11 protein-coding genes and 1 pseudogene are annotated in these 15,104 nt (G+C 66.2%); 8 read left to right on the top strand and 4 right to left on the bottom strand.

The window, feature by feature from the left end:
- Nucleotides 1-306 precede the first annotated feature (306 nt).
- On the bottom strand, nucleotides 307-1,737 hold the full coding sequence (locus GV007_RS04680; RefSeq protein WP_160071205.1) for a CCA tRNA nucleotidyltransferase: 1,431 nt from the start codon (nucleotides 1,735-1,737) through the stop codon (nucleotides 307-309).
- Nucleotides 1,738-1,829: 92 nt separating this feature from the next.
- On the opposite strand from GV007_RS04680, the gene GV007_RS04675 reads away from it, so the two are divergent.
- The 8 genes from GV007_RS04675 to GV007_RS04640 all read left to right on the top strand — a co-directional run bounded on the left by GV007_RS04675 (nucleotide 1,830) and on the right by GV007_RS04640 (nucleotide 11,473).
- Nucleotides 1,830-4,238 carry a DUF6049 family protein gene (locus GV007_RS04675; RefSeq protein WP_160071204.1) on the top strand — a complete coding sequence of 803 codons (2,409 nt, stop codon included), beginning with the start codon at nucleotides 1,830-1,832 and terminating at the stop codon, nucleotides 4,236-4,238.
- 2 nt (nucleotides 4,239-4,240) lie between these two features.
- Complete coding sequence (murJ, locus tag GV007_RS04670) at nucleotides 4,241-6,322, top strand: murein biosynthesis integral membrane protein MurJ (protein WP_160071203.1); 2,082 nt, start codon at nucleotides 4,241-4,243, stop codon at nucleotides 6,320-6,322.
- Between the two features lie 71 nt (nucleotides 6,323-6,393).
- Nucleotides 6,394-7,386 carry a thioredoxin-disulfide reductase gene (gene trxB / locus GV007_RS04665; protein WP_160071202.1) on the top strand — a complete coding sequence of 331 codons (993 nt, stop codon included), beginning with the start codon at nucleotides 6,394-6,396 and terminating at the stop codon, nucleotides 7,384-7,386.
- A gap of 91 nt (nucleotides 7,387-7,477) precedes the next feature.
- Nucleotides 7,478-7,801 carry a thioredoxin gene (gene trxA / locus GV007_RS04660; RefSeq protein ID WP_104244011.1) on the top strand — a complete coding sequence of 108 codons (324 nt, stop codon included), beginning with the start codon at nucleotides 7,478-7,480 and terminating at the stop codon, nucleotides 7,799-7,801.
- A gap of 24 nt (nucleotides 7,802-7,825) precedes the next feature.
- A complete protein-coding gene (gene ybaK / locus GV007_RS04655; protein WP_160071201.1) occupies nucleotides 7,826-8,311 on the top strand; it encodes a Cys-tRNA(Pro) deacylase in 486 nt (161 codons plus the stop codon).
- A gap of 45 nt (nucleotides 8,312-8,356) precedes the next feature.
- Nucleotides 8,357-9,016: a hypothetical protein gene (locus GV007_RS04650; RefSeq protein WP_160071200.1), complete on the top strand. Its 660-nt coding sequence runs from the start codon at nucleotides 8,357-8,359 to the stop codon at nucleotides 9,014-9,016.
- Between the two features lie 136 nt (nucleotides 9,017-9,152).
- The gene (locus GV007_RS04645; RefSeq protein WP_104244015.1) at nucleotides 9,153-10,475 is read left to right on the top strand and encodes an aminotransferase-like domain-containing protein; all 1,323 of its coding nucleotides are present in this window, start codon (nucleotides 9,153-9,155) and stop codon (nucleotides 10,473-10,475) included.
- A gap of 35 nt (nucleotides 10,476-10,510) precedes the next feature.
- Nucleotides 10,511-11,473 (top strand): D-alanine--D-alanine ligase family protein, encoded by a 963-nt coding sequence (locus GV007_RS04640; protein ID WP_160071199.1) that lies wholly within the window; start codon nucleotides 10,511-10,513, stop codon nucleotides 11,471-11,473.
- Nucleotides 11,474-11,657: 184 nt separating this feature from the next.
- Here GV007_RS04640 and GV007_RS04635 read toward each other — a convergent pair whose 3' ends face one another.
- From GV007_RS04635 to GV007_RS04625, 3 genes and pseudogenes are all read right to left on the bottom strand, one after another.
- Complete coding sequence (locus tag GV007_RS04635; protein ID WP_160071579.1) at nucleotides 11,658-12,635, bottom strand: ParB/RepB/Spo0J family partition protein; 978 nt, start codon at nucleotides 12,633-12,635, stop codon at nucleotides 11,658-11,660.
- A 345-nt stretch (nucleotides 12,636-12,980) separates the two neighbouring features.
- Nucleotides 12,981-13,076 (bottom strand): annotated as a pseudogene (locus tag GV007_RS19160) (ParB/RepB/Spo0J family partition protein); the annotation flags it as partial.
- A 5-nt stretch (nucleotides 13,077-13,081) separates the two neighbouring features.
- The gene (locus tag GV007_RS04625; RefSeq protein ID WP_160071198.1) at nucleotides 13,082-14,005 is read right to left on the bottom strand and encodes a ParA family protein; all 924 of its coding nucleotides are present in this window, start codon (nucleotides 14,003-14,005) and stop codon (nucleotides 13,082-13,084) included.
- Nucleotides 14,006-15,104: the final 1,099 nt, after the last annotated feature.

Raw genomic sequence — 15,104 nt, 5'->3', positions numbered from 1 at the left:
CAGATCGACACGAACGGCCCCCTCTGCGGAGGGGGCCGTTCTGCGTTGCCTGTACAGACCGGAGTTCACCTGGCTGAGCAGACTTGACCTGGCTGAGCAGAGTTGACTCGGCAGACCGAACGCGCCTTCCGCCGTCTTCCCTGCCGCATCGCCCCACCCGTGGACGATTCGTGCTGGGTTTGGGTGACCGATGGTGGGTTTCTGCTCGGCGCGTGCTGGCTATTCACGAGTGATGATGGGTAAAAACCCATCAGCGTCACCGAAAGCCATCACGCACCTCACTGGTGCGACTCCGGCCTGGTGCGACTACGGGCGGTTCTGCTCCCACCAGGCGAGCAGTCGCTGCTTGGCATCGTCGTACTCGAGCGGACCCTCGTCGAGGCGCACCTCGAGCAGGTGCTTGTACGCCTTGCCGACGAGCGGTCCTGGGGCGATCTCGAGGATCGCCATGATCTGCTCCCCGTCGAGGCTCGGACGCACGGAGTCGAGCTCTTCTTTCTCCTGCAGTTCCAGAATGCGCCGCTCGAGGTCGTCGATCGCGAAGAGGAGCCGGTCGGACTTCCGCTGGTTGCGCGTCGTGATGTCGGCGCGGATGAGGATGAGGAGCCGCTGCAGCTCTGGTCCGGCGTCTCGCGCGAAACGTCGCACGGCCGAGTCGGTCCAGCCCGCGCCCTCGTAGTTGAAGACCCGCATGTGGAGTTCGACGAGGCGCGCCACCGACTTGATGGTGTCGTTGTCGAACCGCAGCGCAGTGAGGCGCTTGCGTGCAAGCTTCGCGCCGACGACGTCGTGGTTGTAGAAGGTGACCTTCCGCCCCTCGCCGAAGCGTCGCGTCTTGGGCTTGCCGATGTCGTGCAGCAGCGCGGCGAGGCGCAGGACGAGGTCCGAGTCCGCTCCGGGGTTGCGTTCGCGCTCGAGGCTGATGGCCTGCTCGAGCACCGTGATGGAGTGCTCATAGACGTCCTTGTGCCGGTGCGCGTCATCGCGTTCGAGCTGCAGCGCGGGCAGCTCCGGCAGCACGAGCTCGGCGAGCCCCGTCTCGACGAACAGCTCGAGGCCCGGCCGAGGTGTGTCCGTCTTGAGCAGCTTCACGAGCTCGTCGCGCACTCGTTCCGCAGAGATGTCGAGGATGCGCCGCCGCAGCTCGACGATCGCGTCGAAGGAGTCGCGGTCCAGCTGGAAGCCGAGCTGCGATGTGAACCGCACCGCCCGCAGCATCCGCAGGGGGTCGTCGCCGAACGAGACTGCAGCCTCGATGGGCGTGCGCAGGGTCGTCTCGATGAGGTCTTTCGTGCCGTCGGAGGGGTCGACGAGCGTGAGCGCGGGGAGCTGAAGGGCTAGCGCGTTGACGGTGAAGTCGCGACGATGCAGGTCACCGTCGATGCTGTCGCCGAACGCTACGACGGGCTTTCGAGATGTCCCGTCGTAGCTGTCGGCCCGGTAAGTCGTGATCTCGACGGTCTCACCGGAGAACCGGGCCCCGATCGTGCCGAACTCGCGACCGATGTCCCAGTGCGCATCCGCGATCGGGGCGACGATGCGGAGGATCTCATCCGGCCGAGCGTTCGTTGTGAAATCGAGGTCGGTGACGTCCCTTCCGAGGAAGGCATCCCGAACCGGGCCGCCGACCAGGGCGAGCTCGAAGCCCGCGGCCTCGAAGGCGGAGGCGAGCTCGGCGACGGGGGACGCGGTCGCGAGTCCGCGAAGGCGTTCCATGGCGGACTGCACGTTTTGCATCCGCTCATTCTACGAGGCGAGGCAGATGGTCGGCTCGCCACTGAGGGCGCGTTCAGCTCGCCACCTCGCCGTCCGTCCTTACTATGGAGGTCATGGACCACGCACCGCGCGCCGCTGTGCCACGGTTCCTGCGTGCCTGCGCACGCCGGGTTGTCCCTGCGACGCTCCTGGCGTCGGTGCTGGCGCTCGGGGTCACCGGTGGCGCGTCAGGTGCACCCACGAACCACACGAGCCCGGCCGCGGTCAGCTCTTCGACGGCCGCGCCGCGGGCCATCGCCGACGCGCCGGACGGGCAGGTCTCGATCTTCGCCGCGCCGGCCGACGGCGGTCTCGTGCAGCCCGGCGGACCGCTTGTCGTGGAGCTCGTCGTCGTGAACAAGACGGATGCCGAGCTCCCGCCCGCTCAGCTCGAGCTCGCGGTCGGCTCGTCGACGATCGACACGAGGTTCGCGTTGGATGCGTGGAGCTCCTCGAGCAGCGAGTCCGCAGTCGACCGGCTCGATGTCGTCGCGAGCCTCGCAACCGAGAGCGTTCCGCCAGGAGAGACGGACCTGCTCAACGTCTCCGTTTCCGCGGAGGGGCTGCCCTTCGCCGCCACCGACGACTTCGGGCCTCGTGCCATGGCTGCGACGCTCACGAGTGGTGACGCGAAGCTCGCACAGGCGCGTTCCACGATCGTGCTCAATGGGGCCGCGGCGGCTGAGCCGACGCTCGTCTCGACCGTCGTCCCCATCACCTCCGGCCTGTTCGTCGACGCCGATGAGCCGCTGCTCAGCAGTGCGCGACTTGCCGAGCAGACGGCACCGGGCGGGCGCCTCGAGGAGATCCTCGCCGCAGTCGAGGCCAGCCCGAACTCGACCGTCGCGATCGACCCCCGCATCCTGGCTTCGATCCGCGTGCTCGGCTCTGCAGCGCCGCAGTCGGCGCTGACCTGGCTGGACCGGCTGACGGCCCTCGACAACCAGACGTTCGAGCTTCCCTTCGCCGACGCGAGCCTCACCCTCCAGTCGCAGTGGGGGGCGCAGCAGCCGCTCGAGGTCACGAACTTCGACTTCGACATCGATCCCGCGAACTTCGCCGATCCCACGGAAACGCAGACACCCACGCCCACGCCCACCGAGAGCGCAGACACGGGGGCGTCTACGCCTTCCGAGGACGGGGCCACTGGCACCGACACGGAGGGCAGTGCAGAAGCGTCCGCGTCTCCAGAGGCGACCGCAGCCGAGACTCCGGAGCCGACCGCCACGGAGGATCCTGAGCCCGTCGCACCGCCGCTCCCCACGACCGAGAGCCTCGTCAGCTTCCCGTACACGATGAGCGGCGTCGTCTGGCCTCAAGCGGGCACCGTCCAGTCGACGGACCTCGACAAGTTCCGTGGCTGGGGCGGCGAGTCGCTCATCCTGGACGACTCCAACACGGGGGTCAGCGCGGATGCGGACTTCACGGAGAGCGCGCAGGCCACGGTCGCCGGGTGGAGCGCGGTGATCGCCGAGAAGACCCTCGACGACGCGATCGACGACGCCGTGCACGCCACCACCGATGAGGAGTGGAACGAGGCGGCCACCCGCATCGCGACCCTGCTGGCCGTCGTGACCCGCGAGCTGCCCTACGAGCCGCGCACGCTGGTCGGCACGGTGACTCGCGACGAGTTCGACGGCGACCGCCTCGCACAGACCCTCCAGTTCGTGGATGGGCTGAGCTGGGCGTCATCGACGCCGCTGACGTTCCCGAGCGATGCCGACACCGGGCGCCGAGAGGCCTCCCTCATCGACGGCAGTGTCGGCGAGACCTCGTTCAACCAGATGACGAGCGTCATGCAGACCATCGAGCGTGCGCAGGTCATCTCGACGATCTTCGACGACCCGCTGGATTACAGCGACCCCGTCAGAGTCGCCGGTATCGGTGCGCTCGCGACCGGATGGGCGACCGTTCCGGCAGAGGCGCAGACCGCCGTCAGCGGACTCCGGGACTACGTCACGCTCACGGAGTCGTACGTGCAGCTCGGCGACACGAGCGAGGCGCTCATCGTGGGCCGCGACACGGAGCTGCCACTCTTCGTGTCCAACGCAGTTCCTAATCGCAAAGTCACCGTGCTCGTCGAGTTGAGGCCGACGACGGGGGCAGTCGAGACCGGCGACGCCGTGGCCCTCACGATCGAGCCGAACTCGATGTCGCGTGTCGGCATCCCCATCAAGGCGATCGCCAACGGCACGACGTACGTCACCGTGAACGTCATGACTCCGGAGGGCGAGCAGCTCTCCTCGACGAAGCAGATCCGCCTGGATGTGCGCGCCGAGTGGGAGAGCATCGCGATCCTCGTCGCGAGCGTCGGCCTGGCCGTGCTCTTCGTCGCGGGTCTCGTGCGCACCATCCGTCGCCGGCGCGCGGCAGTGGCCGGAGCCGGAGCCGAGCCGTTGGACGCGCAGACCTCGGAAGAGGACAGCACCGAAGCTGACTCGGACGGCAAGCACACCGCCGACGCAGCGAAGACCGAGGAGTAGGCATGGCTCAGGGCATCGCGCGGGCGAGCGCGCTCCTGGCATCGGGCACCATGGTGTCTCGCGTGCTGGGCTTCGTGAAGGCCATCGTCATCGCTCAGACGATCGGCGTCATCGGCGTCTCGGCTGACGCGTACGCCGGGGCGAACCAGCTGCCGAGCAACATCTACTCGATCATCTCGGTCGGGCTCCTCAACGCCGTCATCGTGCCGCAGGTCGTCAAGGCGGCGAGACACGAGGACGGCGGGCAGCTCTACGTCAACAGGCTCGTGACCCTCGCCATGGTGCTGCTTGGCGGCCTGACGATCCTCGCGACCGTTGGGGCGCCCATCATCGGTGCGCTCTACGGCGCGAGCCTCAGCCCCGAACAGCTGGGGCTCCTCGTGGCCTTCGCCTACTGGTGCATGCCGCAGATCTTCTTCTACGGCATGTACGCCGTCCTCGGCGAGATCCTCAACGCCCGCGGCCTCTTCGGACCGTTCGCGTGGGCGCCCGTCATCAACAACGTTGTCGGCATCGCAGGCCTGCTGCTGTTCAGCACCGTGTTCGGCGCCGACCCGACTGGCCAGGACAGGATCATCTCGGACTGGGACCCGACGATGATCGCGGTCCTCGGAGGCACGGCAACGGTCGGCGTCGCGATGCAGACGATCGTCCTGCTGTTCTTCTGGCGTCGCGCCGGCCTGCGCTTCGGCCTGGATTTCCAGTTCCGCGGTACCGGCCTGGGACAGGTGGGCCGCCTCGCGGGCTGGACGCTCGGGATGCTCCTCGTCATGCAGCTCGCCGGCCTCGTCGAGACGATCGTCGCCAACGTCGCATTCGGTCGGGCCGCGTCCATCGCGGCCATGCAGAACGCGTTCCTCATCTTCGCGCTTCCGCACGCCGTCATCGCCGTCTCCATCGCCACGGCGTTCTTCACCCGCATGAGCGCGGCGATCAGTGACGGGAAGCCGAAGGACTTCATCCGCGACCTCTCCGAGGGCTCACGCCTCATCGGCATGTTCCTCGTCTTCTCGGGGTTCGGGCTCGCCCTCGTCGCTGTCCCGTTCGCGCGGATCTTCGCATCGACGGATACCGGCATCAACTCGATCGCACTGACACTTGTCGCCTTCCTGGTCGGGCTCATCCCGTTCAGCGGCCTGTTCCTCGTGCAGCGCGCGTTCTACGCGCTCGAGGACACCAAGACGGTGTTCTTCGTGTTCCTGTTCACGGTCCCGCTGCACATCTTCGGCATGGCGCTCGCAGCGATCGGGCCGGTGGAGCTCATCGTCGTGGGGCTCGCCCTCATGCAGTCGATCATGTCGACCCTGCGGCTCGCGATCCTGCTCTTCATCCTGCGAAAGCGGATGGGCCAGCTCGACTTCGCGAACATCGCCCGCTCCTACGTGCGCTTCACGATCGCGGCCATCGCTGCATCCATCCCGGCCCTGATCGTCATGATGCTGCTCGGCACGTTCCAGGAGGACGGCTTCCCCCGCTCCGGCATCTTCCAGGCACTCGTCTCGTGCGCGATCGGCGCCGGCATCATGGCCCTCTTCTATTTCCCGCTGCTCTGGCTGCTCAAGTCACCCGAGTTCCGGGGCTTCGCTGGCCCGCTCCTCGCTCGATTCGGCATCAAGCCCGGACCGCCATCGAATCCAGCCCGCCCCGGCGAGAAGGGCCTCGACGAGGATGACCTTCCGCTGTTCCCGGAGACCGTCACCGTTGGCGCGGAGGACTCGGCACCAACGCCATGGAATCTCGCATCCGAGGAGATCGAGCCCGACGCCGCGGACGAACGCCGGCACGCTGAGGAGCAGGAACAGCGCGAGGAGCGAGTCAACGCGGCCTCCTGGGCATTCGGTGGCGCGACGGAGGACCTCTCGACCGCCGGCATCATCCTGCCCATGCACTCTCGGACGACCGAGATCCCGAAGGTCGGCCGCCAGGAACCGCCCCGCACCCGCCGAGAGCGTCGCGAGGAGGAGCGCCGAGCTGTGATCGAGCTGGCCGCCCGCCGTGAAGAAGAGGCGCGTCTCGCCCGTGAGGCCCGGAGCCAGGCCGATGACGACGACGGGCGCGGTTCAACACCTCGTCCGAAGGAATAGTCGCTAGTCTCAACGCGTTTGCCTGTATGTCGAGCCGCGATTCCCGCGACTCGGAGAAGTGCGGAGGACTCATGCGGAACGTCATCATCATCGGTTCAGGCCCCGCCGGCTACACAGCTGCGATCTACGCGGCCCGTGCTGGCCTCAAGCCTGTTGTCATCACCTCGAGCGTCGAAGTCGGCGGCGAGCTCATGAACACGACCGACGTCGAGAACTTCCCGGGCTTCCCCGAGGGCATCCTCGGACCTGACCTCATGGAGCGCATGCAGGCGCAGGCTGAGCGCTTCGGCGCTGAGCTCGTCTACGACGACGTCACGACGGTTGACCTCGACGGTGACGTCAAGAAGGTCTCCACGTCGTACAGCGGCGACTTCGAGGCGCGCACGGTCATCATCTCCACTGGCTCCGCCTACCGGAAGCTGGGCCTCGACGCTGAAGGTCGTCTCTCGGGACGCGGCGTCTCCTGGTGCGCGACCTGCGACGGTGCGTTCTTCAAGGACCAGCACATCGCGGTCGTCGGCGGCGGCGACTCGGCGATGGAGGAGGCGACCTTCCTGACGCGTTTCGCGAGCAAGGTCACGATCATCCACCGTTCCGAGAACCTCCGCGCATCGGTCATCATGCGCGAGCGTGCAGAGCAGAACCCGAAGATCGAGTGGATGCTCAACTCCCGTATCGAGGACATCGCCGGTGAGGCGAGCGTCGAGTCGGCGAGCGTCCTCAACACAGCGACCGACGAGCGCACCGAGCTGCCCGTGACGGGTGTGTTCGTGGCCATCGGCAACGACCCCCGCATCGATCTCTTCAAGGATGTCCTCGACATCACCGAGGAGGGCACGATCTGGGTGGATGGCCGCTCGTCGCGCACGAGCATCCCCGGTGTCTTCGCCGCTGGCGACGTCATCGACCCTCACTACCGTCAGGCCATCACGGCTGCGGGCTCAGGCACGGTCGCGGCGCTCGATGCGGAAGCATTCCTGGCAGCTCTCCCCGAGCCGATCGCACAGGAGTCGGAAGACCAGGCAGCCGCTGCGGTGACGGAGAGCGAAACCGTCATCGTCTGACCGGCCGGAGTGCAGCCAGACTCAATCCGAGCAGGCACTCCGCCCCGAACACCATTCACCACGAAGCACGACAACTCCCACGGAGGTACCAATGTCAGAACCGATCGTCGCCACCACGGCGAACTTCGACCAGATCGTGGCAGACGCCCCGGGTCCCGTCATCGTCGACTTCTGGGCGCCCTGGTGCGGCCCTTGCCGTCAGGTCGCGCCGGTGCTCGATCAGATGAGCGAAGCGCACGAGAACCTCTCCATCGTCAAGGTCAACGTCGATGACGAGCCTGACCTGGCCATGAAGTTCCGCATCACGAGCATCCCGGCCCTCAAGCTGTTCTCGAACGGCGAGGTCGTCAAGGAGGTCGTCGGCGCGTACCCGCGTGCGGCACTCGAGAAGCAGTTCGCCGACTACCTGGGCTAGACCCGACCGGCGAAGGAAGCAGACATGGCGAGGGCGCCGATAACGCCCGCAACGAAGGCGCTCGTCGCTGCCGGGGTCGAGCACGTGGTTCACAGCTACGTGCACGACCCCGGCGTCTCTGCGTTCGGGGCTGAAGCGGCCGCGAAGCTCGGCATCGACGAGGCCCGTGTCTTCAAGACGCTGATCGTGCAACTCGACGAGAAGCAGTTGGCTGTCGCCGTCGTGCCCGTCAGCGGGTCGCTCGACCTGCGCGGGCTCGCTCAGGCGGCTGGCTGCAAGCGCGCTTCGCTCGCCGACACCGCACTCGCAGAGAAGCGAACCGGGTACGTGCGAGGTGGCATCAGCCCGTTCGGGCAGCGGATGCGCCTGCCGACGTACCTCGACGAGTCTGCGTTCGCGTATCCGACGGTCTTCGTCTCCGGCGGACGGCGCGGTCTCGATATCGAGGTCGCGCCGGCGGCGTTCCTGCAGGTTGTCGACGGCCATCGCGCGCCGATCTCGAAGCGCTGACTCGGGGCTCTGAGGCTCTGGGACTCGTGACGCTAGCCTGGACCGATGCGCCTGACCCGACCCGCCGTGATCGCGGCATCCTCCCTCCTCATCCTCACCGGATGTGCAAGCACGTCGGAGACAGCTTCCGATTCTCCGGATGCCGAAGCCAGCACGACGACGACGGTCTCGGCCAGCGCGGGTCCTGAGCCGACACAGAAGCCAGTGCTCAGTGAGGCCGACGCAGCGGCTCAGTGCCTCGACGCATGGCACCCGGGAGTAGGTTCCGACTTCCAGGCCAACTACGAGCAGACCTTCGGAACCGACCACTATCTTGCGACGACGGCGGCTGGCGAGTGGCGCATCACGCTGCTTCCGAAGCTCAATCGCGAAGCCGAGTGGAACCTCTACTGCGCGACCGGCGGATCCGAGACGGTCGCGCTGAGCAATGGCTACGACGACTGGCCCGCGGCCGACGACGATTCCGATCACGTTCTGACCCGAGGGCAAGCTCTCGAACAGTGTCGGATGGCGACTCGCGACTCGCGCATGGCGCTCTACGCTGAGGCCTTCGAGGAGCTGTACCCGAATGAGCTCGCGGTCATCGATTTCGTGGACGGTGAGTGGGCGGTGACGCTGGTGCCGAGCGACACCTCCCGGGCCCCCGACGAGCTGCAGTGCACCTCGGACGGTGCTGTCTTCACCTTCACCGCGCCCGTCTCCTGATGCGTGCGTGAGCTGCGCTCGGACTTCGCCTGCAGCTCACGCACACGAGCCGATCAGTCCACTTCCTGCATGCGGTTCGCGAGACAACGCTCGGCGCGGGCGTATCCTGGGATTTCGACTCTCGCGAAGGAACCCCGTGACGCATCCAGGAGACGTCGGCCCGCAGACAGGCCGAAACCTTGACCCGTGGTACACCAGCTACGCCGACCGCACCGCCGGTCTGGCCGCCAGCGAGGTTCGAGCCCTCTTCGCCGTCGCCTCTCGCCCCGAGGTCGTGTCGCTCGCCGGCGGGATGCCGTTTGTGCAGGCCCTCCCGGAAGAGCTCATCCACTCCGCCTTCTCCACGATGATGCGGGAGCACGGCTCCGAAGCGCTGCAGTACGGGGGCGGCCAGGGCATCCCCGAGGTGCGCGAGCAGATCCTGCAGGTCATGAGCCTCGAAGGCATCAACGACGCGTCAGCGGACGACGTCGTCACGACGACCGGCTCGCAGCATGCCCTCGACCTCGTGTCGAAGCTCTTCCTGAACCCGGGAGATGTCGTCCTCGCGGAGGCGCCCAGCTACGTGGGTGCGCTCGGCACGTTCAAGTCGTACCAGGCGGATGTGGCCCACGTCACGATCGACGACAACGGGCTCATCCCCGAAGCGCTCGAGGAGACCATCGCGCATCTTCGTGCCGAAGGCCGGACGATCAAGTTCCTGTACACCGTCGCGAACTACAACAACCCGGCTGGCGTCACGATGAGCCTCGAGCGGCGCATCCGCGTGCTGGAGATCTGCAAGCGCGAGCACATCCTGATCCTCGAGGACAACCCCTACGGGCTCCTCTACTTCGACAAGCCCGGCCTGCCCGCGCTGCGTTCGATGGATGCAGAGAACGTCGTGTACCTCGGGTCGTTCTCGAAGATCCTCTCCCCGGGCCTCAGAGTCGGATGGGCGCTCGCACCGCACGCCATCCGCGAGAAGCTGATCCTCGCCGTCGAGGCGTCCATCCTCTCCCCGTCGACGTTCAACCAGTGGGTTGTCACCGAGTACCTGCGTCAGAGCGACTGGCAACAGCAGATCGAGGGCTACCGAGACGTGTACCGGGAGCGTCGCGACGCCATGGACCAGGCCCTGCAGGAGCACCTCCCACAGCTCAGCTGGACGAAGCCAGACGGCGGCTTCTTCGTGTGGGTGCGCCTCACCGAGCAGCTCGACTCGAAGCAGATGCTGCCCCGCGCCGTGAAGGAACTCGTCGCCTACACGCCAGGAACCGCGTTCTTCGCCGACGGCCGCGGGCGCCACGAGATGCGCCTCTCGTTCTGCTACCCGACCCCCGAGCGCATCAAGCTCGGCGTGCGGCGTCTCGCGAACGTCATCAACGGCGAACTCGACCTCGTCGAGACGTTCGGAACGTCGACGCGGCGCGGACCCGACGCGGACCGCGTCAACATGCCGCCGCCCAACATCTCCTGACCGCGGCACCTGACTCTCCTACGAAGGGAACCCCATTGAGCATCGAGGGCCTGCACGTCGTCATCCTCTCCGGTGGCATCTCGCATGAGCGAGACGTGTCGCTGCGATCTGGCAGGCGGGTCGCGGATGCGCTCACCCGAGCGGGCGCAAACGTCACCATCCGCGAACCAGACGCGTCCCTGCTCAGCTTCCTCGAAGAGACGAAGCCAGACGTCGTCTGGCCCCTGTTGCACGGCTCCAGCGGCGAGAACGGCGCCCTGTACTCGCTGCTGCGCGCCGCGCGCATCCCGTACGTGGGATCCCGACCGACGTCCGCGCGGCTCGCGTGGAACAAGGCCACCGCGAAGGCGCTCGCGAAGCGAGCAGGGCTGTCGACTCCGCCCTCCATCGTGCTCGAGAACAGCACGTTCCGTGAACTCGGCGCCGAGGCCGTCATGCGCCTCATCGCGCGCGGCATCGAACTGCCAGCTGTCGTGAAGCCCGTCGAGGGCGGTTCAGCGCAGGGTGTGACATCGGTCTCGACGTTCGAGGAGTTCCCGCAGGCACTCGTCACCGCGTTCACCTACGACGACACGGTGCTCATCGAGAAGCGCATCGAGGGGCGCGAAGTGATGGTCGGTGTGCTCGACCTCGACGGCGAACCGCTTGCCCTGCCCGCGGTCGAAGTCGTGGCCAACAAGGGTGTCTACGACTACGAGGCCCGCTACAACGCCGGTGAGACGACGTACTACGCTCCGGCGAGGCTGTCCGACGAGGAGGCCCAGCGCGTCAGCGAGGCGGCCCTGCACGCGGTCGCGACGATCCGTCTCTCCGACATCGCTCGGGTCGACTTCATCGTCGACGAGGCCGGCGTCGTGTGGTTCCTCGAGGCGGATCCCATCCCCGGGCTCACGGAGACCTCGATCGTGCCCCTCGGCATCGAGGCCGACGACTCCGAGCTCAGCACGATCTACGCGCAGCTCGCCGCGTCAGCCGCTGCACGCGGGCCGCTCGAGTAGCCAGCTTCTCCCTGCAGAACAGAGGAGGTGGATGCGCGGTCGGCGCGCATCCACCTCCTCTGTTCACGTGCATGCCTCAGTTGTACCCGGACTCGTGTGGCGAAGCAGTTCGGGGTCGGCATGAGTTCAGCTCGGGGTCGGCACGGTGTCGGCGCCGCAGGGTGCGGCGCCGACTCGCGTCGAGCTACTTGCCGGGTGCGGACTCGCCGAGCTCCTCGAGGATCCGATTCAGGTCCGCGATGGACGCGAAGTCGACGACGATCTGGCCCTTGGTGCGCCGCAGGGTGACCTTGACGCGGGTGTTGAGGCGGTCGCCGAGCTGCTCGCCGATCTCGTCGAGATACCCGGTGAGGCCGCTGCGGGGCTCCTTGTGGATGGGTGCCTGAGTGTCTGCCTTGGCGCTGCTCGACTTCGCAGCGGCAGCCTCGGCCGAGCGAACGCTCAGATCCTCGTTGACGATTTTGTCGGCAAGCTGCTGCATGGCTGCCGGTTCGCCCGCGCTGAGGATCGCACGCGCGTGACCGGCTGAGAGCACACCGGCTGCGACACGACGCTGAACCTCCAGTGGAAGGCGAAGGAGGCGCAGCGTGTTGCTGATCTGCGGGCGTGATCGACCGATTCGCTCGGCGAGCACCTCCTGCGTGATCCCGAAGTCGTTGAGCAGCTGCTGGTACGCGGATGCCTCCTCGAGCGGGTTGAGCTGACTGCGGTGCAGGTTCTCGAGGAGCGCGTCACGCAGCATGACGTCGTCTTCGGTATTGCGGATGACTGCGGGGATGCTCGAGAGACCGGCTGCCTTCGTTGCCCGGAGGCGACGCTCACCCATGATGAGCTCGAAGTCGGCTTCGTCACGAAGCGGGTGGTCGGCTGGGATCGGGCGAACGACGATCGGCTGGAGCACCCCGAACTCGCGCACGGAGATGATGAGCTCTTGGAGCGCGGCTTCGTCGAACTCGGTTCGGGGCTGGTGCGCGTTCGGAACGATCCGGCTCGGGTCCAGGGCGCGCAGGGTCGCACCAGGGATCTCGATGAGGCCGTCGCCATCTCCGCCGTTGTCGCCGTTGCTTTCGTTGCCCGGCGCAGGGGCTGGGTCGAGCGCTTCGGACGAGGACTCTGAGGCCGGAGCGGTGGTGCTCGTCAGGTCTTGGGTGTCGTCGACCATGCTTATTGAATCGATGTTCTTCGATCCAGTTGCAGGGCTCGGAGCGGCGGCGGTGCTCGGGGGTGTCTTCACAGCCGTGGCGCGGGCCTTGGTTCCGGCTGGGGCCTTCGCCGCGGGTGTCCTTGTTGCTGCCGCTTTAGCGGCCGGTGCCTTTGTTGTCGTGGTTTTCGCGCGACTTGCGCGAGTCGCGGGGGCCTTCTTCTCTGCACCCACCTCTGAAGTCCTGGCGCCGTCTTTGGCTGCCTCTTCGGTGACGGCGTCGGCGTCACGAGCAGACGTTGCCGTCTTATTTCCTGCATTGGTACGCGTCGATGCAGTCGTCGGATAGGCGGGCGTGTCACTGTCGAAGAACACGTCGGAAGGGCGAGATGCGCCTCGATCTGACGTGGGGATGAGTGCCCCGATGCCCCGACCGAGTCCGGTCCGTTTTTTTGTAGCCATGTTCTTTATGCTCCTCGCTGGGCGATTTCGACGGCCGCTTCGAGATACGCGATCGCGCCGGTCGAGGTTGGTTCGTGGGAAATGATGGTCTTGCCGAAGCTCGGGGCTTCCGAGATACGGACGGTGCGGGGAATGGCGACCTTCAGCGTCTCCTGCGGAAAGTGCTCTCGCACGTCGGCGGCGACCTCTTGCGACAGGTTGGTGCGCCCGTCGTACATCGTCAGCAGGATCGTCGTGAGTCGAAGCTGCGGGTTGAGATCCTGTGACAGGAGGTTGAGGTTCGAGATCAGCTGTCCGAGTCCCTCAAGTGCGTAGTACTCGCATTGGATGGGAATGAGCACCTCACGCGCAGCGACAAATGCGTTGATCGTCAGCAGGCCGAGCGAGGGAGGGCAGTCGATGAAGACGTAGTGGAACTCCTGCTCGGTGCCCGTGGTCTCGTCCAGGAGTCCCGCGATTGCCTGACGCAAGCGGTAGTCGCGCTTGTCGAGGTTGACGAGCTCGATTTCAGCGCCCGCCAGGTCAAGTGTTGCCGGCACGCACCAGAGGGTGTGGATATCGGGGCACTGCTGCATGAGTTCGCTCAGTGGTTCTCCATCGAGGAGTGCCTCGTAGGTTCCCGCGGTCTCACCCCTGTGTTCGATACCGAGCGCAGTGGATGCGTTGCCCTGGGGGTCGAGGTCGATGACCAGGACCCGAGCACCGAGCGTCGCCAGGGCCGCCGCGAGGTTGACCGCCGTTGTAGTCTTCCCGACTCCACCCTTCTGGTTGGAGATCGTGAAGATGCGCGTGTGGTCGGGGAGGGGAACCTCTCTCTTGACCAGGCTCTTTCTCCGTTGGTTCAGTTCAGAGAGGGCCGTCGCGAGCGGTGAGTCGTCGAGCTGCGACGCTGGTGGCGAAGCGGCATCGCCGGCAGATGAAGCTTTCAAGAATGCTCTCCCTCAAGTAGACGTCTCAATTGTGCCCCAGATCGCACGCGAAAACGCGGTGACGCTCAGGCTTGTGGAATCAGTGCACAGTGCAGCGGCGGTAGGTTTCACGTGGAACATCGGCTTCGCATCATCAACTTCAGCTAGAAGGTTGAGGTGTCGCGCGGCACAGCAGAAGCTACTCACTCGTTCCGGCAGAGGCTCGACGGATGCAATGCAACGCACCAGGCCCGAGCCCTGCCACTCTAAGACCACGAAGACCTTAAAGCGAGCAAGGTCGGGCAGCGCACAGACGCTCGCACCGCGCGTATGCACGCGCGGGCTCAAGGGTGGACGAATACACGAACTGTTCCACGTGAAACGCTGGTCATCGGACAGTTGGACGAAGAGACGAGGGTCCGGGAGTAGTTTCCCGTCTGTCCGAAGGAGCCCGCAGCTCGCGTAGCCACATCTGCTTGAAATGACTGCGATGTTCAGAACCCGGCAACTGGAGCGCATCACGCTGGGTAGCTACCGCTCCGAACACGGCAGCCCCATCCCGCGTCGAGGGCACCGTCTACCGCCAACAGCAAGCACTCTGAACATCAGGACGGAGCCAGTGACAATGGTCCGTAGGACCGTCACCGCGTCCTTCTGGCGGGGCAAAACTGAAACTCTCAGATCTGGTGGCCCCGGTGCTGACCAGACCCGCGGGCTTGGATCTTGGGGATCTACGTGGCCAGCGAACACCGACGACATTCAAGAGCCCGGCTGCTTTGTTGTCATCGTGAGTGGCGGTACTGTCCCGGTTTCGCAGCCCCGGGACGGGATCAACCGTGCAGTGAGTCGCTAGGCAGAGGGACAAGTTCCGTCTGGCCAACGGAACCGCGGACTCACGCTCTGAGGTGAGCTCAAATCAGGAGACGGGCCCGGGTAACGCGGTGGCTGACGGGCCAACGCGGCGCGCGGGGCGCGGGGCGCTACGATTTCGCTCGCACCTCACCACCTCTCGACGAATGCGTTTCACGTGGAACGTCCCGAATGACCACCCACTGCGCGCTTCTTTGCAAGGACGTCGAGCGAGCCCGGCCTCGCCCTCGACCTCGACCGCATGAGAATG

It is taken from the genome of Pseudoclavibacter sp. 8L (genome assembly GCF_902506465.1).
In the GTDB taxonomy this organism is placed as follows: Bacteria; Actinomycetota; Actinomycetes; order Actinomycetales; family Microbacteriaceae; genus Pseudoclavibacter.
The sequence above is the reverse complement of the archived record's forward strand: the minus strand, read 5'-3'. Positions and strand labels throughout refer to the sequence as shown.